We start from the raw sequence: 25,198 nt of genomic DNA, 5'->3' as shown, positions 1-25,198 counted from the left end.
ATTAATATCATTAAACAAAATATTAACTTATATTTGTATAGTTTTAATTGATTGCCCCTAATTTATAAAGTAATGAAGCAAAATGTTTTAATAACTGGAGGTACTGGATTTATTGGTAAAAAATTGACCAAAATATTGTTGGAAAGAGGCTATTCTGTTTCAATACTTACCCGAAATAGTAAACCAAATACAGAGGGAGTGACCTACTATATTTGGGATGTAACAAGTCAAAATATTGAGGAAGCTGCTGTAGCCAAGGCAGATTATATCATTCATTTGGCAGGAGAGAATATTGCCGAAAAAAAATGGACTGCAAAGCGAAAAGCTGAAATCAGGGAAAGCAGGACGCAATCGGCTCAATTGATTTATAGCGTTTTGAAAAAGTATAATAAAAGAATCGAAGCTTTTGTTTCTGCTTCAGGAATAGGTTTTTACGGCGCGATTAATGGTGAAGGTATATGTACTGAGAATACTTTGCCTGCGAATGACTTTATTGGAACAACTTGTCAAGAATGGGAAAAATCAGCAGATTTGATGGCAGGTTTGGGTATTCGAACCGTAAAAATTCGAACCGGTTTAGTTTTGGGTAAAGATGAAGGTATATTAAAAAAACTTACTCCGATTTTCAAACGTCGCTTGGGTAGTGCTTTGGGATCAGGCAAACAATATATGCCTTGGATTCATATACAAGATTTGTGCATGATGTATATAGAAGCCATTGAAAACGAAAAAATGACAGGAGCTTATAATGCTACTATCAATGACAGTACTACCAACTTAATTTTTTCTAAGGCATTGGCAAGTTCTCTGGGTTATTCGATTTGGTTACCCAATGTTCCTGCTTTTTTAATTCGATTAGGAATGGGAGAAATGGCTGCCATTGTTTTGACAGGAAGGAGAGTTTCTTCGGATAAAATAAAAAGTTTAGGATTTAGATTTCAATTTAGAAATCTTAAAAGTGCATTGAAAGACTGTTTGAAGTAGATTTTAGATTGCAGAATTTTGGATGCAGAATTTGGATTTTTTGAAACTTTATTTTAAAATACAATCGATTTGTGTATTCACATTTTTTGAAATTTTGGCAATTACAATGTTTGGGATTTCGATATTGAAGTCGTCAGTATTCAATGTAAAATGAGAGGTCACTTGTATGCCATCATCTATTTTTTTGATTTTTGCATTTACGGTAATCATTCTAGTTTGCCCATGTATTGTTAGTTTCCCTTTTATTAGAAAATCTTTTTCTTTTTCGGTTATAATTTTCAAATCAAATTTTTCGATGATTCCTTTAAAAGTAGCTTTAGGGTAGTGTTCACTCTCCATATAATTGCTATTGAAGTGTTCTTTCATCAAATCTCTTTTGAATTGGAAATTTTTGATAATAGCAATAAAGTTTATTTGACTTTTCTCTGGAATTAAAGTACAATTTACCATGTCGTTTTTGGCTTCAACTGCTTCAAATAAAGGCACGGATGCTTCAAAAAAAATAGTGCATTTTGAAGTACTTAATTTTTCTTGAGCAATTATGGGGTATAAGACAAAAAACAAAGCTAATAGAGTAATTTTTTTCATAATTTTTTCTATTAATCGGTTCTATTTAAAGTTACAATTTTTTTCGTGATGATTGTCTTAAAATTGCGCCAAAAAAACCAATATAAAAAGATTTGAACTTTTCATATTGGCAAATTAAGAAACTTAACCCCTCTATATATTTAAAGTTTTAAAATTATAATCTAGGAATTTAGGAAAGAAAGTTATTGGAATAATATCTAAAAAAATTAATCTAAATTAATCTGGACATTATACTTTTTTAATCCTTCCAATGTTTCTTTTGAGGAATAGTTAAAAACTTCTTCATGTAGATCGCGTTCTTTTTTCAGAGCTATTTGTTTTAATGAATTGCAGAAACGTTTTATATCTTCAAAATTGGATAAAATTAATCCTGGAACTGCTACGCTATTGCCTTCATTGTCTTTGGCAACCATGGTAAAATAAGAAGAGTTGCAATGTTTTTTATAACCGGTTTGGATGTTTTCGGCTTCTACCCTAATACCCACAATCATCGAACTTTTTCCAACATAATTTACCGAAGCTTTCATAGTTACGAGTTCACCCACTTCTATAGGTTTCAAAAAGTTTACCGTATCTACCGAGGCTGTTACACAATAATTTCCTGAAAATTTGGAACCACAGGCAAAGGCGATTTGATCCAGCAATGATAGGATATAACCACCATGAATTTTTCCGCTAAAATTGGTATGGGAAGGTAACATCAATACAGAGATACTGACATGAGACGAAGCAACTGTTTTATATATTTTTTCCATAGATTTATTTTGGGTTAAAGAGGTCTTTTGGTTTGGTTTTAATAAAAGTAGATTAATTTAAAAGCGAAGTCTCATCGGTTTCGGCTCTTTTTAAAATGCTATCCGGAAGTGCTTTTTTGGCTTTGGCACCCATTTTTTTGAGCTTTTCAACACTGGTAATAAGGTTTCCTTTTCCGTCCACCAATTTATTCATGGCACCTTGATATTCGACTTTACTCTCGTCTATTTTTTTGCCAATTTTTATTAAATCGGCAACAAAACCTTCGAATTTATCATACAATGCACCCGCTTGGCGCGCAATTTCAAATGCATTTTCCTGTTGCTTTTGGTTGGCCCACATACTGTCAATTGTTCGCAAAGTAGCCAATAGGGTGGAAGGAGTTACAATTACTATGTTTTTTTCGAAAGCCTTATTGTATAAAGAAGTGTCTTCGTTGAGCGCTATTGCAAAGGCTGGTTCCATAGGAATAAAAAGCAAAACAAAATCGGGACTTTCTATTTGGTACAAATCCTGATAATTTTTGTTTCCCAACTGTTCTACATGAAGTTTTATCGAATTGACGTGTTCTTTTAAATAACGTGCTTTTGAAGCTTCGTCATCATCTTCGTTAATGTATTTTTCGTAAGCTGTCAGCGAAACTTTAGAATCAACCACCATTTTTTTGCCATCGGGCAAATTGATGACAACGTCTGGAAACACGCGATTCCCTTCTTCGGTGGTATGGCTTTGTTGCACTTCGTATTCGCGTCCTTTTTCCAAACCTGATTTTTCAAGTACACGTTCCAGTACAAGTTCTCCCCAGTTTCCTTGCATTTTGCTGTCGCCTTTTAAAGCTTTGGTTAAGTTAATGGTTTCCTTGCTCATTTGGATATTCATTTCGCGTAAGCCCAATATTTGTTGGCGTAATGCAGCATGATAATCAATGCTTTCTTTGTGTGTGTCTTCGACTTTTTTCTCGAACAATTGAATTTTATCTTGTAGCGGAGACAAGATATTTTTCATGTTTTCTTTGTTTTGCTCGGTAAATTTATTCGATTTTTCTTCTAATATTTTATTGGCAAGGTTCTCAAATTCTTTGGTGAATTTTTCTTGAAGTTTTTCGACTTCTTCTTTTTGTTCCTTGTTGCGTTCCCAAAGATTTTCAAAATCAACTTCTTTTTTAGAAAGTTGAATTGCTAAGCTGTCTTTCTCGTTTCGGATGTTCTCTTTTTCAGAATTGGATAATTCCAGTTGCTTTTCGAAACTGTTTTTATCCAATAAAAACTGCTCTTTTTGTTGGTTCAATTGTGAATTCAGTGCAATTAATTTCTCTTCCAGGCTTACTTTTTCTGACTGAAATCGTGCCGAAAAAATGAGTTTGCCAATAAAGATGCCTATTGCAAGTGCGATAATAAAAACCAATAATAAAGGAAGAATTGTTAACATAGATTTTCTTTTTAAAAAAAGTAAAAGTACGCATTAATACGTAGTACTTAATTTTAAAAAATGAAATTTCACGAATTATTCTAAATCTAATAGTAAATAAACATTTCAATTATTTTTTGATAATTGTTGCGCAACCTTTTTATAACTGAAGCATCTTATGACTATAAAACCTAATCAAAATAAAATATGAAGAATTTAATTATAGTCTTGTTTGCCGCTTTATCCTTTTATTCGTGTACCGATTTATCAGATACTAACACAGTAGATTGTGGTAATGTTACCAATGTTGCTTATCAAAGTTTCAGCTATTGTGGTGTTCTGAAAGAAAATCCAAAACAACCTTCTTTTATTATTGTAAATTCGAATGAAGAAATGCAAAAGCTTTTTACAAGTTGCCAAACTTTTGATGTTGCATTACCTGATTTTACCCAGAAAAGAATATTAGGACTTTTGGCAGGGCCAAAACCTACTGGAGGTTATACCATAAAAATACAATCGGTGGTCGAAGACAATTGCCAAATAATAGTGGAGTATTTTGAGAAAGAACCCAAAAAAGAGGATATTGTAGCTCAAGTAATAACATATCCTGCAGATTATATTGTGCTTCCAAAATCGAATAAGCCCATTTTTTTTAAGAAAGCCTACGAAATAAATGATTATGTAGTTATGGGAACTTATTTTGGCGAATGTATAGGTACGGATTGCCAGCAATTCTTTAAAATGGATAATGAAAAAGTATTGCATTACTTAAATGTAAATTATAATTCATATGATTTTAATCCGTACAGCTATAAAGCATTAGGTTTTAAAGATGATTTTGCTGCTTTTCTTTTAAAAATTCCAACTGAAATTAAAGCTTTAAAAGGACAAACCAAAACATTTGGAGCACCTGATTCTCATGATCAGGGAGGTGTTTATTTTGAATGGAGTCAAGCTGGAACTGTGACCAAAATATATTTGGATACCGATAATTCAACAGATCAAACGCAAAATATTATGCTCTTCAAGAAAGTAATTCAAGACAAAATTACCGAACTGAAAACGAAATCATAAACGATTGTTTCTATTAAGCTTTATTATGATTTGAAGTCAGTAGTTAGCAATTTGGAATAAAGCAGCATCAATAATTAATACTCATGAAATGAAAAATTTAGTTTTTGTAATTCTTATAGTTCTTGGTTTCTGCTCTTGCACTTCCGGTAATGTTGGTTTTTACCCAATTTCTAAAATGAAAATAATGGAAAGTTGGGCTTGGAGAATTTTTATTTTTACATGTGAAGGAGAGTTCAGACAAAGTGAAACTGTCAAAAAGAATTTTGATGATGTTGCAATAGTTAAACCTATTTTTGTTGAAGATACTTTTGGGATTTATAATAATGATGATACTTTGCTTTTTAGCAATGTAAAAGTTGCATTTAAAGATCGAGTAGTGAATCCTAATTTTGCTGAAACCAAAAGAAAAAAATAACGATTTCAAAACTTATTTCTTGAAAGAAAACATAGATCTATATATAAAAAAGTGTGTCGAAAACGACCGGGAAGCACAGCTGAAGATTTATCAGCTGTTTTCTCCTGTATTATATGGATTATGCCTAAAATACATGCGGAATGAAGACGATGCCAAAGATGTTTTTCAAGAGGCTTTTGTAATTGCTTTTCAAAAAATGGAACAATATAAATTTGAAGGAAGTTTTGAAGGTTGGATCAAGCGTATTTTTATCAATAAATTATTGGAAACTCTAAAAAAGAGAAAAAAAGATGTATTGTTCTTAGATGTTTTTGATACCGATATAATAGAGGAAGAAGAGTTAGAATTGGTTGCAATTGACCAAGAAAAATTATTAGAATATATTCAAGAATTACCTGATCAATACCGAATGGTTTTCAATTTGTTTGTTTTGGAAAAAATGAAACACAAGGAAATTGCAAAGTTGCTTCAGATAAGTGAAGGTACATCCAAATCGAATTTGAATAGAGCCAAGAGTATTTTGAAAAAAAGAATTTTGGTTGTTTTAAATTGTAAGATAGCATGAAAGTATGTTCCGTAAAAGCTAATAGTAATAAAGCATGAAAAATAAAAAAGCAAAATCTATTTTTTCTTCATTGGAAAACTTCTCCAGTGTTCCACCTCCCGAATTGTGGGATAAAATTGAAGCGCAATTAGATCAACCTAAAAAGAAAAAACGTGCCATTATTTGGTGGTCGATTGCTGCTAGTTTAGTAGTTGGACTTTCTGTTCCAGCTATTTTGTATTTTAATGCCAATCTAGGAAATGGTCTTGAAATCAATGTGGGAAATAATGTGAATGAAGTTGTTTTGCAAAAGGATGCGAATTTGAATAGCAAGACTACTCAGGATGGGAATAAAGATCAAAACGAGAATAATAATCTCAATGATATAGGAATTAAAAATAATGACTTAAATAACAATCAAGTTGCGACAACAACAGTTTCGAAAATTTTGTCTAAAGCAAATGATTCTGCAAAAATTACTAATCTGGATCAGTGGAGAAGGAAGGGAAAGATTCAAATTGCTAAGAGTGGATCACGATCGAATGCAATAGTTTCAAATCAAAATTCTACTTCAGCTATTCTTACATCTGTATTGCCAAATAACAAATCTGCCCAAGTCGGTAATTCAAATTCAAATAAAAATGCAATAGTTAGTGAAAAAAACGGGGATATTTCAGAAGTAAATAAACATAAAGGAATTGCAGAAAATACGATTTCAAAATCAGAGATTATAATTAGTAAATCAGTTCTCGTAAATCAAACAAATGCCAATAATAAATCTATTGTAAGTAATCAAAGTTACGATCTTTCTGGATTCATGAGCAATAAAGGGATTAAAGAAAAAACAAGTTCAAAGGATTCAATTAGCAAAATAAAATCCGAAATTGAACAGTTGGAAAAGGCTTTGGCACAAAGAGATAAAGATAAAACGAAGAAGGAAGTGGTTTTAGAACAAAATGATAAATGGTCGCTTCAAGTGTTTGCTGGTGTTATGAGTTCGCAAAATTATAACAATCAAAAAGCACTTGGAAATACGGTCGAATCCAAACAATCTAGTGGCTACGGTATAAAAACCAATTATAAATTGAATAAAAAATGGGGAGTAAGTTCAGGTTTCAAAATTAATGAACTTGGTCAAAAAATAGCTGGGGTTGCTTATTATGAGCAACAAAGTTACTCCAGTATGGTATCCGGAGCATTGCCGCTTGCCAATACTGTTTATCAGCCTAGCTCTTCTAAAAGTAATTATGAAGTTGTTTTTATTTCCAATAATGAAGATTATATGTTTGCATCAAGTTCCGATGCTGATAATGGTTTTGAAAAAGGAAATGTTACACAAAATTTGAAGTATTTTGAAATGCCATTAGAAGTTTCGTATGCGCTTTTGAGTAAAAAGAAAACGAATATTACAATGAATACAGGAGGTTTTGTAGGTAAGCTAATCTCTAATGATATTGCTTTGAATGGAAATTCTATTGGAGAAAATAACAATGTAAATAAATATGTATACGGAACTTTATTGAGCAGTACTTTGCAATATGAATTCTATAAAAAAACCAAATTTTTTGTAGAACCTGGAATGAATTATTACATCAACCCATTAGAGAATCAATCATTCAATCAATTTCAATGGATGTTTAATGTAGGTTTGAATGTTTCATTTTAGTTTTAAAAATTAAGGTTACGATGGTATTTGATTTTTTGTTGGGGTAACTAAAAAAATGCTAGATTCTCTTTGGGTAGAATCTAGCATTTTAAATTATTTTAAAAACGAATAATAAATTTTACTCATCCAATTTCTGATTCCCTCGATCTACGTGATTATCCGGATTCGAGTTTGGATACCTATTGGGTGTTATGTCTGAATTTCGGTCTCTGTTTTCAACTGTTTTTTTTATATCAGCTTCTGTTGCAACACCGCGAGTTAGAGTCTCATTTTCTAACCATTTTTTTTCGTTTTCATCTAATATTGCTAATGGTGTAGTTTTATCGATATCCTGAACCCTTTGTACTACTTTTTCATGTCCGTGCGCATCTATTTCAATTTCTTCTTTAAGTTTTGATGTTTCTGTATTCAAGTTTCCGCCAATGGATTCGGTTTCAGAATTTTGCTTGTTATTGGTTTTTTTTGAGCCTAAATTAGTGCTTTCCATATCGTTAAGTTTTAGTGTTACTACTATAATTACTATAATGATACGCTTTTTATCTGCAGTAATTCAATTAATTAACATAGCGTTTAGTTTATGAAATGAAATCTGTAGCTCTCTTTTTTATACTGAAAAAACAAATCTATCTTTGCATTCACAAAACAAATAGACAATGTCGCACCACCATTTCGTCCTTCACAAGCCTTATGGTTATTTGAGTCAATTTATTTACGAATTGAAACGCAAGAAAAAACTCTTGGGAGAATTACACGATTTTCCTGCTGGAACTATGGCAATTGGTCGGCTTGATGAAGATTCTGAAGGTTTATTGTTATTGACAACCGATGGAAAAATGAGTGAAATCATTCGGAGTAAAAAAGTAGATAAAGAATATTATGTCCAAGTTGATGGTATAATCACACCAGAAGCTATTGAACTGTTGAAAAATGGTGTTGAGATTGGATTTAATGGCACAAAATACATTACCAAACCCTGCGAAGCTTTTATCGTAAATGAAATCCCTAATTTTGGAGCAAGAGGCAAAAAGATTCGGGATGAACGTCACGGTCCAACCTCGTGGGTTTCTATTACTGTCAATGAAGGAAAATTTCGCCAAGTGCGCAAAATGACGGCAGCTGTTGGATTTCCTACCTTGAGATTAGTAAGAGTCCGAATAGGAAACGTACATTTGAAGGACTTACAGGCGGGAGAAGTTATAGAAGTGGAAGATTTTCAAACAAATGAATAAACAAGTAAAAAAATGCTAAATATCGTTCTCGTAGAACCCGAAATACCTAATAATACAGGAAATATTGGCCGTTTGTGCGTTGGCACCGAAAGCCGTTTGCACTTAGTACATCCTTTTGGTTTTGTGATAAATGATAAAAATCTGAAGCGTTCCGGGCTTGATTATTGGGTGCATCTTGATGTAACCGAATATAAAAATGTAGCCGAATGGATGTCACAAATTCCAGACCAATCAAGAGTTTTCTTGATGAGTTCCCATGCCAAAAAATCCTATTTGGAAAATCAATTCCAAGACGGGGATTGGTTGGTTTTTGGCAAAGAAAGTGTTGGTTTGAGCGCCGAAGTTTTGGCATTATTCGAAAACCACCTGACGATCCCAATGTCTCCGTTAATCAGAAGTTTTAACATTGCCAATTCAGTTGCTTTTGTGGTTGGAGAAGCCAAAAGACAGATTATCGGGCTATGAAATTAATATAAGATTTGATAATTCTATTTGCGGTGTTTTCCAATGAAGGTTTTACATCTTTGAAATCTTCCTTGACTTTGCCTTCAGAAGTAAAAAAATCGGCTACCATAGTCTTCATCAGAACCCTATCAGTATATATTTCTTTTACAGTAAATGTAAGGGTATATTTTTGATTTTCTCCAAACACAATTTTAAGACTGTATTTGATGTCAAAATTATATTTTACGGCTAAATTCCAGTAGTAATAAGCATTTTCATATCGAGCTTCGATGGTTAAGGAATTTTTAGTAACATCAAAAACATCATAGCCTTTTTCATTGTAATACCGTGCCCATTCTTTAGATTGTTCTATTAAGTTAAGAACGGGTTGATTGGGCATATCTATTTCCAGAGGAGCAAATCCTTTAGGAGTCATTTCTAACTTTGTCTGTGCCGAACTTACGACAATCCAAAAAAACAAGATTATTTTGAGAAAGTGTTTCATCTCTAGGTTTTTACGACTCTTACAAAGATAAACAACTATGGTAGGTTTTTGAAAGTAAGTTTTCCTTTTTTTCTTTTCAAGAATGATTTTTATCCCTTAATAGGATATCTAGAACTATTTGACCATTCCTAATGTTATTATTAATCACAAGTTTCAATCTTGCTAATTTAGTTGTGAGAGACAAAGTGATAGATTGGATTACGTATTTAGGATGAGGAGTTTAAAATTAATTGGTTCGAATGAAAATCTGTTTTTTTTAAAGGAAATTTCATATATTTGAGATAGACAATAGTAGGTCTTAAATCTCTTTTTATGATTGATAACGTTTCCTTGCGAAGTACTATTTTTAGACATCTCGACGGTTTAGTAACCGCTCCGGTAGCTTTTTGTTTGTATAAAAAAGGGGTGTTAACTTATATTTTAGACAAAAAAGAAATAAGGCTTTCCGAACTCACCGATACATTTAAAGCCAATGAAGGCTACCTCAATGTGGGTTTACGGGTTTTGGCCTCTCAAGGTTTCCTCAATTATGAGGTTGATTCTAGTACAGACCTAATTACCATCAGTATTAATGAAAAAAGTGAAATCGCTTTTTCTCTGTTTCCATTGTATGAAGATGTAGTAGATTTGTTGCAGTTTTCTATGGCTTTTCACCCCAGATTATTTGAAGAAGCTCCTTTTGAACGTCTAAAATTTATTTTCGAAAAATACAAAAACAATTTTGGAATCTCATTCTCAACAGATTCTTTGACCAATACCATTCAACATCAAATTTTAAAGCATATTGAAGGTTTTTTGGTTGGTCCAACAGTGGTTCGTCTCGGAATGAGCGGCATGTTTCATAAATATTTTATGGAGATTTCCTTTCGCCCAGAGGAGTTCCATAAGTCTCCCGAACATTTCAAAATCATACTTGATTTTCTGGTTTATTTAGGTTGGTTTACCAAAAAGAACGGCAATTATCAATTTACTGAAACAGGTTTGTTTTTTGCAAAAAGGGCTTCTGCTTATGGGGTAACGGTTTCGTATTTGCCTACCTTTAGTAAAATCGATGAATTAATTTTTGGTAACCCTTCTATTTTAAGAATTGTAGGAGATGGAGAAGAAGAAATTCATGTAGATCGCGAGATGAATGTTTGGGGAAGTGGTGGAGCTCATGATGCTTATTTTAAAGTAGTGGATGAAATTATCATCAAGTTGTTTAATTTACCCATTGAGGAACAACCCAAAGGAATTCTGGATATGGGCTGCGGAAACGGCGCTTTCTTGGAACATATTTTTAATGTGATTGAACGTCAAACGTTGAGAGGAAAAATACTCAATACTTATCCTTTATTTCTTGTGGGAGCCGATTATAATCAGGCTGCTCTAAAAGTAACAAGAGCCAATTTGATTAAAGCTGATATTTGGGCCAAAGTGATTTGGGGAGATATTGGTCGCCCTGATTTGTTAGCCGAAGATTTAAAAGAAAATTATAATATCGATTTAAAAGATTTGTTGAATGTGAGAACTTTTCTGGATCACAATCGAATTTGGGAAATGCCAAAACAAATCACAAAAGGAAGAATAAGCAGTTCAACAGGAGCATTTGCACACAGAGGTGTTCGAGTAAGTAATAATTTGGTGGAAGATAATTTATTGGAACACTTCAAAAAATGGTCGCCGTATGTTCATAAATTCGGTTTGCTTATTATTGAATTGCATACGATAGCTCCTCATTTAAGCGCAATGAACTTAGGCAAAACGGCAGCCACTGCTTATGATGCTACACATGGTTTTTCAGACCAATTTATAGTTGAGGTTGAAGTGCTTCACAAAATTGCTGCCGAAGCTGGATTATTGCCAGATCTTAACTATTTTAAAAAATTCCCAGATTCGGAACTTGCAACGGTGAGTATTAATTTGTTGAAAGGAAAATGAGGAAGAAATGAAATGAGGAAGCCTTTTTATCTTCCTCATTTGTTATTTATATTTTAGTTCTAGATACAAATTCACTCAGCGTTACGTAGGTGTTTCCAGTGGTTGCATCATGATAAATATTATATTTTGTTGGATAATTTCCTGCTTTTTGAAAAAATTCAGGCTGGGAATAATCTACATGAAATTCAGAATTAGAAAGTAAATAATCTAAAGTGATCATGGGTTCAACAAAAATTACTTTACCGTTATAAGAGCCATAAATCAGAATTTTGGAGAAAGGAAGGTAATCTCCTAAATTAATTGGAGCCCAGTGTTTTCCCATTTGAGGTTCCGCGGTTGCCGGACCAGGAGGAGTTGCATAATCTGCGGGCATATAACCAGAGGGAGGATATAGATTGAAAGTGGCATCAGTTTCAGGAGACCATTCTGGTATTGCCATTTGCTCTTCAACCGATATCATATAAAAATGAAAATCAAAATGAGGTACATCAAAAACATGTTCAGGTTGGTGTCCGTGAGGATTCCAATTGAGTCCTATGTGGTCAAAAGGAATGTATTGTTTCGCTTTGAGATGTAGGGGAACAACAATTGTTCGGCCGTCAGTGGGAAGAGTTTTGGCATTGTCTGTTATTAGGTTTTTAAGGGCGTCTGGTGTAATTTCAATTCCTATTTCATTAGGATAGCCATTCTTGTCGATACTAATCCATGAACGAACTTTTCCGTATCCAAGAGTGACCTCAGGGCCTTTAAATACATTGAGTTTTCCTGAATTAATTTTCGCAGTAAGAGATTGCGAAGCGCTGTTTTGTACATCACCATTCACCATTTCATTCTGACTACAAGAAGAAAGGAAAAGGAATAAACCTAAAGCAATAATTTTTTTGGGTACTCTAAACAAATTTTCCATAATTAAAAAGTTTAAAATTGTTTTTAATAATGTAGATCAGTAAAGATTCGGGAAGTAAAAAAGAATGCTAATTTACAATATTTATTGTAAATGATTGATATTCAGTGGTTTTTTATTTGTGTAAAAAATATAATTTTTGGTATTCAGTTATTGAAAACTTTAGAATTAATGTGGGATAATGGAGTTTTGATATTGAAAAGAATCAAACAATCATAAACTTTCCTTTTTCGCTGTCAAAAACAATATGTTCATCTTTGAATAAAGTAGTAAAACTCCCTTTACTAATTAAGTTGCAAGGTTCGTCTTGTATCACCGTTTCCGGAGTCATGATAATCATTTCGTCACTTAATTGTATCGCCATATCAATATCGTGAGTCGAAAATAAAATGCATTTTCCGGTTTCATGAGTCAATTTTTTCAGGAGTTTGAGCAACGAAACTTTGTGTAATAAATCCAAATGAGTAGTGGGCTCATCAAGGATAATCAAAGGGGTGTCTTGTGCCAAAGCTCTTCCAATCAAAACCTTTTGAAGTTGTCCATCGCTTATTTCGTAATGTTTTTTTTGGGATAAATGACCAATTTGCGTTAGTTCGATTGCTTCATGAATGATTTGAATGTCTTTGTCAGATAAAGTGCCAATCCAATTGGTGTACGGTTGGCGCCCCAGCGCTACTAATTCAAAAACAGTTAAATTGCTGGGAGGTAATTTTTCGGTCAAAACCATGCTTAAATTTTGAGCCAATGCCAAAGGTTCGTAGTTAGATATTTTTTTATCTTTCAATAAAACAGTTCCGCGCAAAGGCTTTTGAATTCCTGTAATGGTTCGCAACAAAGTAGATTTTCCAATTCCATTGGCTCCAATCAAAGCAATCAGTTTCCCTGCTTTTAAGTTCAAGTTGAGGTTTTCGGCAATGGTCACAGTTTCTTTTTTGGAAGTGTAGCCAATACTTAAACTGGAAGTGGTGAGGATGTTGGTTGTCATATTTTTTGTTTCTATATCTTTAACTTTTTAAATATTTATTATTATTTAAAACTTCTCTTTCGAACCAATAACCAAATCACTACAGGAGCACCCAATATCGAAGTAATAGCGTTGATTGGTAACGTAATTTCCATTCCAGGCATTTGTGAAACTACATCGCAAATCAACATAATTGCGGCTCCAAAAAGCAAAGTGCTCCAGAATAAAACAGTATGATTACTCGTTTGAAAAACTAATTTGGCAATATGGGGAACGGCCAATCCTATAAAAGCAATAGGTCCCGCATAAGCTGTTATACTTCCCGCCAAAATACTCGTTGCCAAGATGATAATAAGTCGGGCTTTATTGAAATTCAACCCCATACTTTTGGCGTAATTTTCGCCAAGGAGGAGTGCATTCAAAGGCTTAATACTAAGTAAGCTAAGGAATAATCCCAATAACACGCAAATTGATAAAATAAGAATGGATGACCAGGACAAATTACCCAAATTTCCCATCGACCAAAAAGTGAATTTTTGCAATTGTTCTGCCGAACTGAAATAGGTTAAAACACCAACAACTGCACTGGTGAAACTGCCAAACATCAGCCCAACAATCAAAATAGCCATAGTGTCACGTAGTCGTTGCGAGACTAATAAAACCAATAATAAAACGGTGGTGCTGCCGAGCGTAGATGCCAAAACGATTCCGTAAGGAGACAATAAAATACCACTCAAAATGGATGGCAATACACTCGCTCCCAATATTACAAAAGCAACTCCCAAACTGGCACCAGAACTGAGCCCCAAAACGTAAGGTCCAGCAAGTGGATTTCGAAATAAAGTTTGCATTAATAATCCGCTTATTGATAATCCCATTCCAACCAAAACAGCAGTAATCGCTTTGGGTAAACGGTAATTGATAATGATATATTCCCAAGTCGATTTACTGGATTGTCCACCTGTCAGACTGGTGTAAACTTCCTTGAAAGGGATTGTAATCGACCCCAGACTGATGTTCACAAAAAACAGCACAATGAGCCCTAAAAAAAGCAATGAGAATAAGATTGTATTTCGTTTTGGATTGTTCAATTCACTTTTTTTAGCAAAGACCTAACAGGTTTTCAAAACCTGTTAGGTCTCGTAATTTGTTTTTAATTCAGTTTTTGAGCAAAGGTAAATGTATAGTTGGGAAGCAATTCAGGATGGAAAATTTTGATGTAATCTTTCAGCACTAAATCAGGTCTGGAAGGAGATAATTCATAAAAAATAGTACCACCGGTAGCTCCCAATTTTCCTTCAAAAGTATAGATGTTTTTATTTGAAAAAGCATCAAACTGACTGTAATGTGGGTTTGCTTTTTCTAGTTCCGATAATGATTTGAAGGAACCTGTTGCAATCCAAAAATTAGCGGTTTTGGCTTTGTCCAATATATTTTCAAAAGACAATCCAAGACTTCCGGTGCCTTCGAGGTCTTTCCAAAGATAATCTGCTTTGGCATCTTTCATAAATTGGGCAACCCAGCTACTGCCTTTGGCCACAAACCATTGATCTTGATACATCGAACCATACAAAACAGTCGATGTTGGTTTTTTGGTGGCAACCAATGCTAGAGCGTTGTTGTATTCTTTTACGATATTCTCGAATAAAATATCGGCCTCTTTTTCTTTACCAAATAAAGCACCATAAAGCTTTAACCACTCCGCTTTTCCAAGTGGGGATTGCTCCATCCAATCAGCTTGAATGAGCACATTTAATCCGCTTTTTTGTAAATTTTCAAGAGTGGGATTGTTGTTGTCAATTCCAAAAGTAACAATAAGTTCCGGTGCTAGTTCAATAAGCTGTTCGATGTTGAGTTTTTCGTTTTGACCTACATTTTTAACGGAACCGGCATCGATTAAGGCTCTCGTTTTTTCGGATGAAACGTAGTCGGTATGAGGAAATCCAATCAGTGATTTTTCTACGTCCAACATTTCCAAAAAAGGAATATTAGTGGTCGAAGTCACTACAATGGATTGTAATGGAACAGGAATTTGAGTGTATTTTTTTAAGCTGTCTGGAACGATTCCGTTTTTCTCTTTTAGAATGTAAGTGAAATTTTTAACGGCATCCGGCCAAGGATTATTTACACTCACCACAGTATAGCCTTGATGTTTATAAACGGCTAAATTTTTAGCAAATTGAATGCTATTTGATGAGTTAGAATCATTTATAGTGCCTTTTTTTTCGTTTTTTTGGCATCCAAAAAAAGAAAAGAGAATGGTGACTAAAATAACTTTGTAGAATGAAAATCGCATAATATATTTTTTACAATAACGGCAAAGGTATATTAATTTATAAATTTCTTGTTTAATTTTTGCAGTAAAAAATGAGACAAACGTTATCTTTACCAAATGAATATTATAAAAGAGAAATATTGTTCTAGTTGTAAAATGCCTTTTAATTGTGGTGATACATTGGAAGGAGAGAAATGTTGGTGCAACAATTTTCCTCCTATTTTCAACCCTTTGGATATTACAGATTGTCTTTGTCCAAGTTGTTTTACCAAGGCTTGTTCTACCAAAATAGACGAATTTGTGGTTACAATAACTCCCGAAACCGCGATAGGTAATAAAGCTTCGTTATTACCCGAAACCGCAAATATTATCGAAGGAATTGATTATTATTTTGAGGATGGAAATTATGTTTTTAAACCTTGGTTTCATCTCAAACGCGGATATTGTTGTAAAAGCGATTGCACACATTGTCCGTACTAATTGTTAATTATAAATTGTTAGTTGTTAATTATCAAGAACAATATCGTTAAAAATAAAAGTTTTGATTTTGCTATTAGAATCGTCAGACTTTATCAATATTTAAATAGTAATAAAAAGGAATTTGTATTATCTAAGCAACTTTTGAGATCAGGAACAAGTATTGGTGCGATGATTAGAGAAGCTGAACACGCTGAAAGCAAAAATGATTTCATTCATAAATTTGCAATTGGTCAGAAAGAAGCCAACGAAGTTGTTTATTGGTTGGAATTGCGAAAAGCAGCTGATTATTTAAATGAAAAAGAATTTGAAAACATTTACAACGATGCAATTGCAATTTTAAAATTAATAACAAGCATTCTTAAAACTTCCAAAAATCAATTAGTTCCAAAATCAATTTCGTTGTAAATCAATCATTAACAATTCACAATTAATAATTAACCATTAAAATGATATATTTAGTTACAGGTGGAGAACGCTCCGGAAAAAGCAGTTATGCCGAAAATTTAGCCAAAGAATTATCCGAAAAACCATTGTATGTGGCAACTGCCAGAAAGTGGGATGAAGATTTCCAGAAACGCATCGACCGTCATCAAAAAGACCGAGATGAGCGTTGGGTCAACATAGAAAAGGAAAAGTATTTGAGTGAAATTGATTTCTTCGGAAAAGTGGCTATTGTGGATTGCGTGACACTTTGGTTGACCAACTTTTTTGTGGATACCAAGAACGACGTTGCCTTAAGTTTGGAACAAGCCAAAGCCGAATTGGATGCCATCTCCCAACAAGAAAATGCTACGATTATTATTGTGACCAACGAAATTGGAATGGGAGTTCACGCCGAAACACACATTGGTAGAAAATTCACAGAACTTCAAGGCTGGATGAATCAATACATCGCTCAGAAAGCCGAAACGGTTGTGTTAATGGTGTCCGGAATTCCAGTAAAAATAAAAGGTTAGATTTTATAAATTTGGGCGTTCCCTGAGGGTCGGGCTTTTCGTTATATTCCCGATTAACAAAAAACTACGGCTAAAAAGCCTTGTTTTTCTAAATCGGGAGATACCACTACAATCCCTAACGCAAAAACTGCACATAATGACATTAGATGAAATTATAAAATCACGTCGCGACACCCGACATTTTACTCAAGACGAAGTGCCAGATCAAGTGATTCAAAAAGCACTACAAGCAGGACATTATTCGCCTTCTGTAGGTCTGACCGATGCTACCAAATATTACCTGATTAAATCGGCTGAAATTAAAAAAGCGGTAAAAGAACTGTTTTTAGATTACGACCAAAAGGCATCAAACCTAACCGATGATGAAGGGCAAAAATCACAATACAAATCTTTAAAACTCGAAGCGATTGAAGAAGCACCACTCGGATTGGTGATTTGTTACGACCGTTCGGTTTTGAATAATTTCACTATTGGAACTGTCGGCAGTAATGAAGCGATAAAGTTTAGTGCCGTTTGTGCCGCTCAAAACATTTGGCTTTCATTGACAGAACAAGGCTATTCGATGGGGTGGGTTTCGATTCTAAATTATTATCAGTTCAAAAAGCTTTTAGGATTGCCCGAAAACATAGAACCTTTGGGGTATTTTTGCGTAGGTAAACCGGCAACGAATTATGACAACCAACCCATGTTGCAACAACTGAATTGGAAACAAAAACAGGAAACTCCATGTGTTGAAGAAATTTTGTTTTCATTTCCTGTTTTGGTTCCTGAGTCTTTGCGAAGAACGGCACCATCTCACTCGAGTGACTCCGAACTAAGCGAGGCGCTTCAACAAAAAATAGGCAATAAAACCAAGCCTACAGGTTCACTTGGTCTTTTAGAAAGTTTAGCCAAACAAATAGGAACCGTTTTCCATACATTAGAACCCAAAATAACAAATCCCAATATAGTCGTTTTTGCCGGCGATCACGGAATTGCCAGTCATGGTGTGAGTGCCTATCCCCAGGATGTGACCCGACAAATGGTGAATAATTTTTTGGAAGGCGGAGCAGCAATCAATGTCTTTTGCAAACAAAATAATATCGGGTTAACCATTGTAGATGCGGGTGTAAATTATGATTTCCCGACAAATGCCAATTTGGTTTCGGCTAAAATAGGAAAGGGAACCCAGTCATTTTTACAAAGTCCAGCAATGAGTCAAACCGAATTGGATTTGTGCTTTGCTAAAGGGGCAGCAATAATAAACACCATTTTTGAAAGAGGTTGTAATTGCATTGGTTTTGGTGAAATGGGAATCGGAAATACTTCTACAGCTTCGGTGTTGATGAGTGTGCTTATGGAATTGCCTATCGAAGATTGTGTTGGTAAAGGAACCGGAGTTATTGGCGATAAGTTAATTCAAAAGCAAAACATTCTGAAAACAGCACTTGAAAATTATAATGGGTCAGATGATTTACAAAGCAAGTTAGCCTACTTTGGAGGATTTGAGATTATGCAAATGACAGGCGGAATGCTACAAGCCAAAGAAAACAATATGCTCATTTTGGTGGACGGTTTTATTTGTTCAATTGCTTTTTTAATAGCCTATAAAATGAATCCATCAGTAAAAGAAAATGCGATATTCTGTCATTCATCGGCAGAACAAGGTCATCAAAAAATATTGGATTATCTAAATGTTCAACCGTTGTTGCAGCTCGATTTACGTTTAGGAGAGGGGACAGGATGTGCTGTTGCATTCCCAATTATTCAATCGGCTGTTTGTTTCTTGAATGAAATGGCCAGTTTTGAATCTGCTGGTATCAGCAAAAAATAAATAAAATGAAAAAACAATTGCATATATTTTTCACGGCTCTAATGTTTTATACCCGAATTCCGTGTCCCAAAAACATCGACCACAATCCCGATTATTTAAACAAAGCATCGCGCTATTTTCCTTTAATTGGCTGGATAGTTGGCGGAATTTGTTTTGGAGTTTATTATCTGACATCGATTGTGTTTTCTGTTGAAATTGCATTGATACTATCGATGATAGCTGGAATTCTAACCACAGGCGCTTTTCACGAAGATGGTTTTGCCGATGTTTGTGATGGTTTTGGAGGCGGTTGGACAAAAGAAAAAATTCTTTTGATAATGAAAGACAGCGCTATTGGCGCTTATGGTGCTATTGGTTTGGTTTTGTTGTTTTTGCTGAAATTTAGCGCTCTTTTTAATTTGGTCTCTAAATCTGAAATAATTAATATGCAATCTATAATATGCAATCTTCTTCTTTTTGTCTCAGCAAATTCCATCAGTCGTTTATCTGCTATTTCTATAGTATTCACCCATCACTATTCAAGAGCAGATGCGTCGAGCAAAAGCAAACCAATTGCTCAAAATTTCACTTGGAAAGAAGTAGTTGGTTCTTTATTTTTTGGATTGCTGCCTTTGGCTATTTTGTCGTTTTTTCAATGGCAGTTATTATTGGCATTAGTGCCAGTTTTTATTGCTCGGTTTTTTCTTGCCCGTTATTTTCAAAAATGGATTGACGGTTATACGGGAGATTGCTTAGGAGCAACACAACAAGTATGTGAAGTTATTTTTTATCTGTCAATTATTGCGATATGGAAGTTTATTTAGTGCGTCATACCGAAACGGTTTGTGAAAAGGGGATCTGCTATGGGCAGAGTGATGTCGGAATTCGCGAGCCTTACGATGCTGTTTTTGAATCCATTCTGAACCAATTGCCTCAAGAGGCTATTTTGTATTCTAGTCCGTTGCAACGCTGTATTATTTTGGCAAATCACATCAAAGAAAGTACTCAAATTGATTCCATTATTGAAGATCCAAGATTGATGGAAATGAATTTTGGGGATTGGGAATTGAAAAGTTGGAATGACATTCCTCGTGAAGTTTTAGACCCTTGGATGGAAAATTTTGTTTCTATTGCTGTTCCTCGCGGAGAATCGTTTGTAGATTTGGACAATAGAGTTCGAGAATTTTTAGATATTGAAATTTCTAAAACACATGCTAAACCACTTATCATTGTAGCACATTCTGGAGTTATCCGAAGTATTTTGTGTAGAATAAATAATATTCCTTTGAAAGATGCTTTTAAAACACAATTGGATTATGGAACTGTGATTAAAATTGAAATGTAAAACTGAGTTGTTTTTTAATTTTAAAACATTGAAAAGCAATTTATTATATTTGTATTGAAATTAAAATGATGTATTAATTTTAGTTTTCGATATTTTTAACTTTATATTTGCACCCGAATTAAGGTTGTGTTTTACTTTTTATGAAAACACATTAAAAGGGAATTAGGTTCAAAACCTAAGCTGTTCCCGCAACTGTAAGCTATCAAGCTTGTTGTTATCTACAATGCCACTGTCTCGTTCTAAAAACGAGATGGGAAGGTGAACAACAAGACGCAAGCCAGGAGACCTGCCTTTTTTCTTAACGAATATCGAACTTTCGGGAAAAAAGGTTCAGAAATTATGACTTTAAGAAAACTAATAGTATCCTTTTTTGTTTTAATGTGCCAATTGATTTCGGCGCAAAATGATTCTATAAATAATTTAAAAGAAGTTATTGTTTCTGATGCAAATCTCAAAAAATACTCCAATTCACAATCGGTTTTAAAACTTAATGATTCCATTATCAATAAAAATGAAGGTTTACTGACTGATTTATTAAACTTTAATTCAACGCTTTATTTTAAGGAATACGGGCGTGGCATGCTTTCGACAGTTTCCTTTAGAGGAACAACTTCTTCGCAGACTGCCGTAATCTGGAACGGAATCAATATTAATTCGCAAATGAATGGCAGTACTGATTTTAATACAATTTCAGGGTCTGATTATAATTCAATCTCAGTAAAAGCCGGTGGCGGAAGCATACTTTATGGTAGTGGAGCAATAGGAGGTACAGTCCATTTGAATAACGATTTGGGTTTTTATAATCGGTTTGAGAATAATTTAAAACTGGATTATGGCAGTTTTAATACTATCGGAATTAATTATAAAAGCAATATCGCAACTGAAAAATGGAGTGCGCAAATTGGCTTTTCAAAAAACAGTTCTACAAATGATTACAAATACCTGAATAAATATACTTGGAAGGGTGAACAGCGCTGGAATCAAAATGGTCAATACGATGTGATTACAATGAGCGCTAATTTGGGTTATAAACTTAATGATACAAACGTTTTTAAATTTTACAGTCAAACATCAAACACAGATAGGAATACTTCTTTAGTGACTGAATCTGAAATGAAAAGTAAATACGTTAATGGTTTTAACCGTAATTTATTAGAATATGAAGGAAATTTTGGCAGGTTTACTACGAATTTAAAAACAGCCTATATTTTTGAAAACTACCAATATTTTGCTGATAATTCAACTAATCAATATACTTACGGAAAAACAGAAAATTTGATAACGAAAGCAGACCTTGGATACCAATTATTTAAATCGACTCAGGTAAACGGAATTTTAGATTACAATAGAACAAATGGTTATGGAACTGGTTTTGGTAATCATGTCCGCGAAATTAGTTCAGCCTCATTACTGGTAAAACAAGACTTTTCGGCTTATTGGAAAAATGAGTTTGGTATTCGAAAAGAGTTTACAAACAATTACGAATCGCCTGTTTTATTCTCTTTAGGTTCTTCCTATCAATTTAATAAACTGTACAATTTGAAATTGAATGTATCACGAAATTTCAGGATACCCACTTTTAATGATTTGTATTGGGAGACAGGTGGAAATCCTGATTTAAAACCAGAGAGTTCCTATCAGGCAGAAATAGGGAATGTGTTTACTTTCAAAGACATTTCGCTTACACAGACTTTCTATTATATCAAAATAAAAGATTTATTGCAGTGGGTTCCAGGTAAAAATGGAGTTTGGTCTCCTCACAATAATGATAGAGTAAACAGTTATGGTTCAGAAACGTTGTTGAGCTGGAAAAAACAGTTTGGCAAAAATAATTTCAATGCCAATGCTTCTTATGCTTGCACAGTGTCTGAAGATGATGCAACTGGAAACCAGCTTTTCTTTGTTCCTTACAATAAAGTAACTTCCTCAGTTTCGTATTCCAGAAATAGGATAACTGCTTATTATCAGTTTTTGTATAATGGTTTTGTTTATACCAGAGCGGATAATAATCCGGATGAAATCATAAACGATTATACCGTTTCAAATCTGGGAATAGATTATGCTTTTAAATTCTTAAATTCTTTTAAACTGGGTTTTCAGGTTTTAAATATTTTCAATGAAAATTATGAAAGCCTGGAAAACAGACCTATGCCGGGTCGAAATTTCAATATGTATATAACTCTAAAATTTTAATATTATGAAGATTGGTAAATTACTTTTAATGGCGTTTAGTATTTCGTTATTTGTTTCTTGTTCGAATGACGATGATAACAACGACAACACTCCAAAAGGAGATTATGACAATGGGTTTTTTATTCTGAATGAAGGAAGTGCAGGTCAGGGAACAGTATCATTTTCTAGTGATGATTTCAGTGTTTTTACAAAAGATGCATATACTGCAGCAAATGGAAGTGACCTGCTTGGTAAGTATGCTCAAAGTATTTTTTTTGATGGTGATAAAGCCTATATTATTGCAGGAGGATCAAAAGTTATAAATGTGGTTAATAGATATACATTTAAATTAGTAGCTAAAATTGACACAGGGCTTTTGAATCCTAGATACGGCGTGGTAAAAGATGGTAAAGCTTATGTGACTAATGCTAATACTTATGCAGATTGGGGGGCTTCAGCTACTGCTCCTGGTAATACAGATGATTATGTTGCTGTTATTGATTTGGCAACTAATAAATTTGAATCTAAAATTGATTTGAATGCAACAGCTAACAGAATTGTTGAAAAGAATGGTAAATTATATATTACTGAATCCTACACTAGCTCTAAATTATTGGTTGTAAATATTGCCGCAAAATCATTAGAAGCGCCGATAACAATTGGACTAAGTGCAGATACAATGGAAGAAAAAGATGGAATTCTATATATTTTAAGAAGTCCTTATACCGACAGAAGCGAGATAGTGAAAGTAAAATTATCAGACAAAACAATTTCTAAAATCACATTTCCAGAAGCTTTAGATGGGGCAGGATACATGGATATTTATAATGATAAAATTTACTATACTGTATCAAATTCAGTTTACAGCATAAACACGAATGCGACAGCTGCTTCGACTACACCAATTGTAACAGCTTCAACAGTTGCTAATTTATATGGATTTGCCGTTAATAATGATCGTATTTACGTGGCTGATAGTGGAGATTATAAGGCTGACAGTAAAGCTTATATTTATAACTTAACTGGAACCTTGCAAAAAGAATTAACAGTTGGTGTTGGTCCAAACGGGTTTTACTTTAATAATTAATTTTTTTAATATAGTATAATACGGTTGTAGGTTTAATAGTTTGTGGTATTTCTATTGGATTAATTAACGTATTAGGTATTGTTTTTTGAAAAAAGAAAGGCTTTCAGTGATGAAAGCCTTTTTTGATTGAGTTCTATTAAGTTCAGGTGTCTTCTTAAATATAATTGTTATCCTGAATTATATTTGCTATAATGATTTCAAAAGCCCAGCTGGAACTTTGTCAATATACATTTGGTTTTGATTAGTAATTGATTTTGAATCGCCCAAATAATTAAATTGAATTTGAGGAACACTTTTTTTCTTTTTTGTAGTAATTCCTGTAGGTCTTCCAGTGATTTTAGCAAAAGCCAAATCTAATAAAGGATCGTTCGATATTAGAGTTTCTTTGTTATCAATCATTTTGGTCTCGGAGTTTCCAAGTACACCCAAATTGTTTATGTCTTCTGGCAATAAATTACCTTTTGCTGGTGTTAAACCATTAAAATAATCACCAAAATCAGCAGCATTAACAGTTTTAAAAACAATAGGCTGCATGGCGTAACGGTGACTTGGGTTTCTGTTTTCTTTTCCAAAAGTAGGTGAGTCGTAGATTGTGATTGATCCTACATTTTTTCCAGTAGTAACATCGCCAATTTGAACTACATCAATATAAGGTTTTAATCCGTTGATAACCAATTCGCTTGCTGAAGCTGTACTGGTAGTCGTCAAAATATAAACTTTGGTAAGGTTTAAACTATTCAAGGGTGCAGTTCCTACTGTATTTGTGAATAAATTTTTCAGGGATTCTGGATTTTCGGATTCAAAATAGGAATTGATTTTGTCATTCCATCTTTGTTTAGCAAATACTTTGTCTGTGAACTGTCCTGTAATCATACTGGCCAAACGGGCAGAAGACAGAACAGAACCACCTGAGTTGTATCTTAAATCTAAAACTAGATCAGTAACACCTTCAGATTTTAACGTGGCAAAAGCATCATTTAGCTGTGTATCATAGGTAGAATAAAAACCATTGTACATTAAGTAACCTATTTTATGTCCGCCACTTTCAATAACTTTATTGATTAAAATTGGATTTTCATTAAGAACAGTTTTTGTCAGGTTTACTGATTTTCCGTTTGGAGTAATAGCACCATTGTTGTAATTGGCTAAATTGAGCGTGTAATTTTCAGAGTTTATTAATAAATCTTGGTAATTTTTATCGGTGAGTTGTGTTCCATTTACTCCATAAAAAATATCGCCACGCTTGATATCTTTGGAAGAAGCATCAGAATTGTTTATAATATAGCGAACATAACCAAATATTTCATTTGAGGTAGAAGATTTATAATAAAGGCCAAAGTCCACACCGTCATTTTTTGTAGTTCCTTGAAGCGAACCTTCTAACTCAAGATAATCACTGACTATCCAGCTAAATCGATCGGTCGATTCGTTTACTCTCAGAGCATCAAATAATTCTTCAGGCTTTTCATATTGGTGTAGAAAAGTGTTTAAATCAGCCTGATTTGCAAAACGATTATCAGATAAATTAGGGACATCGGCCTGCCATAAATAATACAAATTAAGCCCTTTCCATATAAAGTCATTAACTTCAATATTTGCCGGCGGAGCGACATCATCATTATCTTCGCAGCTCTGAAAAGTAAAAAGAGCTATGAATAGTAAAAGTGTAATTTTGAAAGATGTCTTCATATTAT

General features: G+C 33.7%; 26 protein-coding genes and 1 riboswitch. Of the genes, 16 read left to right on the top strand and 10 right to left on the bottom strand.

Translation table 11 applies throughout. The annotated features are described in order from the left end of the window. Positions 1 to 72 precede the first annotated feature (72 nt). The gene (locus tag KZH69_RS12370) at positions 73 to 984 is read left to right on the top strand and encodes a TIGR01777 family oxidoreductase (protein ID WP_219317789.1); all 912 of its coding nucleotides are present in this window, start codon (positions 73 to 75) and stop codon (positions 982 to 984) included. 48 nt (positions 985 to 1,032) lie between these two features. On the opposite strand, the gene KZH69_RS12365 is transcribed toward KZH69_RS12370, so the two are convergent. From KZH69_RS12365 to KZH69_RS12355, 3 genes are all read right to left on the bottom strand, one after another. Further along, on the bottom strand, positions 1,033 to 1,572 hold the full coding sequence (locus tag KZH69_RS12365; protein ID WP_219317788.1) for a YceI family protein: 540 nt from the start codon (positions 1,570 to 1,572) through the stop codon (positions 1,033 to 1,035). A gap of 206 nt (positions 1,573 to 1,778) precedes the next feature. Beyond that, entirely contained in the window at positions 1,779 to 2,327 is a 549-nt protein-coding gene (locus KZH69_RS12360; protein ID WP_219317787.1) for an acyl-CoA thioesterase, read from the bottom strand. A 52-nt stretch (positions 2,328 to 2,379) separates the two neighbouring features. Further along, the gene (locus KZH69_RS12355; RefSeq protein ID WP_219317786.1) at positions 2,380 to 3,753 is read right to left on the bottom strand and encodes a DNA recombination protein RmuC; all 1,374 of its coding nucleotides are present in this window, start codon (positions 3,751 to 3,753) and stop codon (positions 2,380 to 2,382) included. Between the two features lie 186 nt (positions 3,754 to 3,939). Between KZH69_RS12355 and KZH69_RS12350 the strand changes: the two genes are divergently transcribed. From KZH69_RS12350 to KZH69_RS12335, 4 genes are all read left to right on the top strand, one after another. Continuing rightward, entirely contained in the window at positions 3,940 to 4,806 is an 867-nt protein-coding gene (locus tag KZH69_RS12350; protein WP_219317785.1) for a protease complex subunit PrcB family protein, read from the top strand. A gap of 88 nt (positions 4,807 to 4,894) precedes the next feature. Then, entirely contained in the window at positions 4,895 to 5,221 is a 327-nt protein-coding gene (locus KZH69_RS12345; protein WP_219317784.1) for a hypothetical protein, read from the top strand. 19 nt (positions 5,222 to 5,240) lie between these two features. Next, positions 5,241 to 5,786 carry an RNA polymerase sigma factor gene (locus KZH69_RS12340; RefSeq protein ID WP_219317783.1) on the top strand — a complete coding sequence of 182 codons (546 nt, stop codon included), beginning with the start codon at positions 5,241 to 5,243 and terminating at the stop codon, positions 5,784 to 5,786. Positions 5,787 to 5,820: 34 nt separating this feature from the next. Then, on the top strand, positions 5,821 to 7,431 hold the full coding sequence (locus tag KZH69_RS12335) for a hypothetical protein (RefSeq protein WP_219317782.1): 1,611 nt from the start codon (positions 5,821 to 5,823) through the stop codon (positions 7,429 to 7,431). Positions 7,432 to 7,549: 118 nt separating this feature from the next. Here the strand turns inward: KZH69_RS12335 and KZH69_RS12330 are convergent, their stop codons facing one another. Next, positions 7,550 to 7,918: a hypothetical protein gene (locus KZH69_RS12330; protein WP_219317781.1), complete on the bottom strand. Its 369-nt coding sequence runs from the start codon at positions 7,916 to 7,918 to the stop codon at positions 7,550 to 7,552. A gap of 166 nt (positions 7,919 to 8,084) precedes the next feature. Between KZH69_RS12330 and KZH69_RS12325 the strand changes: the two genes are divergently transcribed. Continuing rightward, entirely contained in the window at positions 8,085 to 8,660 is a 576-nt protein-coding gene (locus KZH69_RS12325; RefSeq protein ID WP_219317780.1) for a pseudouridine synthase, read from the top strand. A gap of 12 nt (positions 8,661 to 8,672) precedes the next feature. After that, positions 8,673 to 9,125, top strand: coding sequence for a tRNA (cytidine(34)-2'-O)-methyltransferase (locus KZH69_RS12320; protein WP_219317779.1), 453 nt, complete (start codon positions 8,673 to 8,675; stop codon positions 9,123 to 9,125). Here KZH69_RS12320 and KZH69_RS12315 read toward each other — a convergent pair. After that, the gene (locus tag KZH69_RS12315; RefSeq protein WP_219317778.1) at positions 9,112 to 9,609 is read right to left on the bottom strand and encodes a hypothetical protein; all 498 of its coding nucleotides are present in this window, start codon (positions 9,607 to 9,609) and stop codon (positions 9,112 to 9,114) included. The genes KZH69_RS12320 and KZH69_RS12315 overlap by 14 nt on opposite strands. Before the next feature lie 312 nt (positions 9,610 to 9,921). Here KZH69_RS12315 and KZH69_RS12310 point away from each other — a divergent pair, with 312 nt between their 5' ends. Beyond that, positions 9,922 to 11,529: a class I SAM-dependent methyltransferase gene (locus KZH69_RS12310; protein ID WP_219317777.1), complete on the top strand. Its 1,608-nt coding sequence runs from the start codon at positions 9,922 to 9,924 to the stop codon at positions 11,527 to 11,529. A gap of 46 nt (positions 11,530 to 11,575) precedes the next feature. Here KZH69_RS12310 and KZH69_RS12305 read toward each other — a convergent pair whose 3' ends face one another. The 4 genes from KZH69_RS12305 to KZH69_RS12290 form a co-directional block, all read right to left on the bottom strand. Continuing rightward, positions 11,576 to 12,436: a hypothetical protein gene (locus KZH69_RS12305; RefSeq protein WP_219317776.1), complete on the bottom strand. Its 861-nt coding sequence runs from the start codon at positions 12,434 to 12,436 to the stop codon at positions 11,576 to 11,578. A 202-nt stretch (positions 12,437 to 12,638) separates the two neighbouring features. Further along, a complete protein-coding gene (locus KZH69_RS12300; protein ID WP_219317775.1) occupies positions 12,639 to 13,418 on the bottom strand; it encodes an ABC transporter ATP-binding protein in 780 nt (259 codons plus the stop codon). 41 nt (positions 13,419 to 13,459) lie between these two features. Further along, positions 13,460 to 14,488, bottom strand: coding sequence for an iron chelate uptake ABC transporter family permease subunit (locus tag KZH69_RS12295; protein WP_219317774.1), 1,029 nt, complete (start codon positions 14,486 to 14,488; stop codon positions 13,460 to 13,462). A 62-nt stretch (positions 14,489 to 14,550) separates the two neighbouring features. Next, positions 14,551 to 15,693, bottom strand: coding sequence for an ABC transporter substrate-binding protein (locus KZH69_RS12290; RefSeq protein ID WP_219317773.1), 1,143 nt, complete (start codon positions 15,691 to 15,693; stop codon positions 14,551 to 14,553). A 96-nt stretch (positions 15,694 to 15,789) separates the two neighbouring features. On the opposite strand from KZH69_RS12290, the gene KZH69_RS12285 reads away from it, so the two are divergent. The 8 genes from KZH69_RS12285 (at position 15,790) to KZH69_RS12250 (ending at position 23,504) form a co-directional block, all read left to right on the top strand. Then, positions 15,790 to 16,152 (top strand): DUF5522 domain-containing protein, encoded by a 363-nt coding sequence (locus KZH69_RS12285; RefSeq protein ID WP_219317772.1) that lies wholly within the window; start codon positions 15,790 to 15,792, stop codon positions 16,150 to 16,152. A 30-nt stretch (positions 16,153 to 16,182) separates the two neighbouring features. After that, the gene (locus tag KZH69_RS12280; RefSeq protein WP_219317863.1) at positions 16,183 to 16,557 is read left to right on the top strand and encodes a four helix bundle protein; all 375 of its coding nucleotides are present in this window, start codon (positions 16,183 to 16,185) and stop codon (positions 16,555 to 16,557) included. 41 nt (positions 16,558 to 16,598) lie between these two features. Further along, positions 16,599 to 17,108, top strand: a complete 510-nt coding sequence (gene cobU, locus KZH69_RS12275; protein WP_219317771.1) for a bifunctional adenosylcobinamide kinase/adenosylcobinamide-phosphate guanylyltransferase — start codon at positions 16,599 to 16,601, stop codon at positions 17,106 to 17,108. 136 nt (positions 17,109 to 17,244) lie between these two features. Then, positions 17,245 to 18,921 carry a nicotinate-nucleotide--dimethylbenzimidazole phosphoribosyltransferase gene (gene cobT, locus KZH69_RS12270; RefSeq protein WP_219317770.1) on the top strand — a complete coding sequence of 559 codons (1,677 nt, stop codon included), beginning with the start codon at positions 17,245 to 17,247 and terminating at the stop codon, positions 18,919 to 18,921. A gap of 5 nt (positions 18,922 to 18,926) precedes the next feature. Beyond that, positions 18,927 to 19,724: an adenosylcobinamide-GDP ribazoletransferase gene (locus KZH69_RS12265; protein ID WP_219317769.1), complete on the top strand. Its 798-nt coding sequence runs from the start codon at positions 18,927 to 18,929 to the stop codon at positions 19,722 to 19,724. Beyond that, a complete protein-coding gene (gene cobC / locus KZH69_RS12260; protein ID WP_219317768.1) occupies positions 19,709 to 20,245 on the top strand; it encodes an alpha-ribazole phosphatase in 537 nt (178 codons plus the stop codon). Before KZH69_RS12265 ends, cobC begins: the two co-directional genes overlap by 16 nt. 104 nt (positions 20,246 to 20,349) lie before the next feature. Next, a riboswitch (cobalamin riboswitch) is annotated at positions 20,350 to 20,553 on the top strand. Positions 20,554 to 20,584: 31 nt separating this feature from the next. Beyond that, complete coding sequence (locus tag KZH69_RS12255; RefSeq protein ID WP_219317767.1) at positions 20,585 to 22,438, top strand: TonB-dependent receptor plug domain-containing protein; 1,854 nt, start codon at positions 20,585 to 20,587, stop codon at positions 22,436 to 22,438. Positions 22,439 to 22,442: 4 nt separating this feature from the next. Further along, on the top strand, positions 22,443 to 23,504 hold the full coding sequence (locus tag KZH69_RS12250) for a YncE family protein (protein ID WP_219317766.1): 1,062 nt from the start codon (positions 22,443 to 22,445) through the stop codon (positions 23,502 to 23,504). Between the two features lie 186 nt (positions 23,505 to 23,690). On the opposite strand, the gene KZH69_RS12245 is transcribed toward KZH69_RS12250, so the two are convergent. Continuing rightward, the gene (locus KZH69_RS12245; protein ID WP_219317765.1) at positions 23,691 to 25,193 is read right to left on the bottom strand and encodes a GFO_1087 family putative carboxy terminal peptidase; all 1,503 of its coding nucleotides are present in this window, start codon (positions 25,191 to 25,193) and stop codon (positions 23,691 to 23,693) included. Positions 25,194 to 25,198: the final 5 nt, after the last annotated feature.

The organism is Flavobacterium taihuense (assembly GCF_019351435.1).
GTDB classification, from domain to species: domain Bacteria; phylum Bacteroidota; class Bacteroidia; order Flavobacteriales; family Flavobacteriaceae; genus Flavobacterium; species Flavobacterium taihuense.
This window is presented reverse-complemented; position numbering and strand designations above follow the sequence as displayed.

Bases quoted from the DNA above. Each gene is read 5' to 3' on its own strand.
- KZH69_RS12370 (WP_219317789.1), top strand. From the start codon at position 73: ATGAAGCAAAATGTTTTAATAACTGGAGGTACTGGATTTATTGGTAAA.
- KZH69_RS12365 (WP_219317788.1), bottom strand. From the start codon at position 1,572: ATGAAAAAAATTACTCTATTAGCTTTGTTTTTTGTCTTATACCCCATA.
- KZH69_RS12360 (WP_219317787.1), bottom strand. From the start codon at position 2,327: ATGGAAAAAATATATAAAACAGTTGCTTCGTCTCATGTCAGTATCTCT.
- KZH69_RS12355 (WP_219317786.1), bottom strand. From the start codon at position 3,753: ATGTTAACAATTCTTCCTTTATTATTGGTTTTTATTATCGCACTTGCA.
- KZH69_RS12350 (WP_219317785.1), top strand. From the start codon at position 3,940: ATGAAGAATTTAATTATAGTCTTGTTTGCCGCTTTATCCTTTTATTCG.
- KZH69_RS12345 (WP_219317784.1), top strand. From the start codon at position 4,895: ATGAAAAATTTAGTTTTTGTAATTCTTATAGTTCTTGGTTTCTGCTCT.
- KZH69_RS12335 (WP_219317782.1), top strand. From the start codon at position 5,821: ATGAAAAATAAAAAAGCAAAATCTATTTTTTCTTCATTGGAAAACTTC.
- KZH69_RS12330 (WP_219317781.1), bottom strand. From the start codon at position 7,918: ATGGAAAGCACTAATTTAGGCTCAAAAAAAACCAATAACAAGCAAAAT.
- KZH69_RS12325 (WP_219317780.1), top strand. From the start codon at position 8,085: ATGTCGCACCACCATTTCGTCCTTCACAAGCCTTATGGTTATTTGAGT.
- KZH69_RS12320 (WP_219317779.1), top strand. From the start codon at position 8,673: ATGCTAAATATCGTTCTCGTAGAACCCGAAATACCTAATAATACAGGA.
- KZH69_RS12315 (WP_219317778.1), bottom strand. From the start codon at position 9,609: ATGAAACACTTTCTCAAAATAATCTTGTTTTTTTGGATTGTCGTAAGT.
- KZH69_RS12310 (WP_219317777.1), top strand. From the start codon at position 9,922: ATGATTGATAACGTTTCCTTGCGAAGTACTATTTTTAGACATCTCGAC.
- KZH69_RS12305 (WP_219317776.1), bottom strand. From the start codon at position 12,436: ATGGAAAATTTGTTTAGAGTACCCAAAAAAATTATTGCTTTAGGTTTA.
- KZH69_RS12300 (WP_219317775.1), bottom strand. From the start codon at position 13,418: ATGACAACCAACATCCTCACCACTTCCAGTTTAAGTATTGGCTACACT.
- KZH69_RS12290 (WP_219317773.1), bottom strand. From the start codon at position 15,693: ATGCGATTTTCATTCTACAAAGTTATTTTAGTCACCATTCTCTTTTCT.
- KZH69_RS12285 (WP_219317772.1), top strand. From the start codon at position 15,790: ATGAATATTATAAAAGAGAAATATTGTTCTAGTTGTAAAATGCCTTTT.
- cobU (WP_219317771.1), top strand. From the start codon at position 16,599: ATGATATATTTAGTTACAGGTGGAGAACGCTCCGGAAAAAGCAGTTAT.
- cobT (WP_219317770.1), top strand. From the start codon at position 17,245: ATGACATTAGATGAAATTATAAAATCACGTCGCGACACCCGACATTTT.
- KZH69_RS12265 (WP_219317769.1), top strand. From the start codon at position 18,927: ATGAAAAAACAATTGCATATATTTTTCACGGCTCTAATGTTTTATACC.
- cobC (WP_219317768.1), top strand. From the start codon at position 19,709: ATGGAAGTTTATTTAGTGCGTCATACCGAAACGGTTTGTGAAAAGGGG.
- KZH69_RS12255 (WP_219317767.1), top strand. From the start codon at position 20,585: ATGACTTTAAGAAAACTAATAGTATCCTTTTTTGTTTTAATGTGCCAA.
- KZH69_RS12250 (WP_219317766.1), top strand. From the start codon at position 22,443: ATGAAGATTGGTAAATTACTTTTAATGGCGTTTAGTATTTCGTTATTT.
- KZH69_RS12245 (WP_219317765.1), bottom strand. From the start codon at position 25,193: ATGAAGACATCTTTCAAAATTACACTTTTACTATTCATAGCTCTTTTT.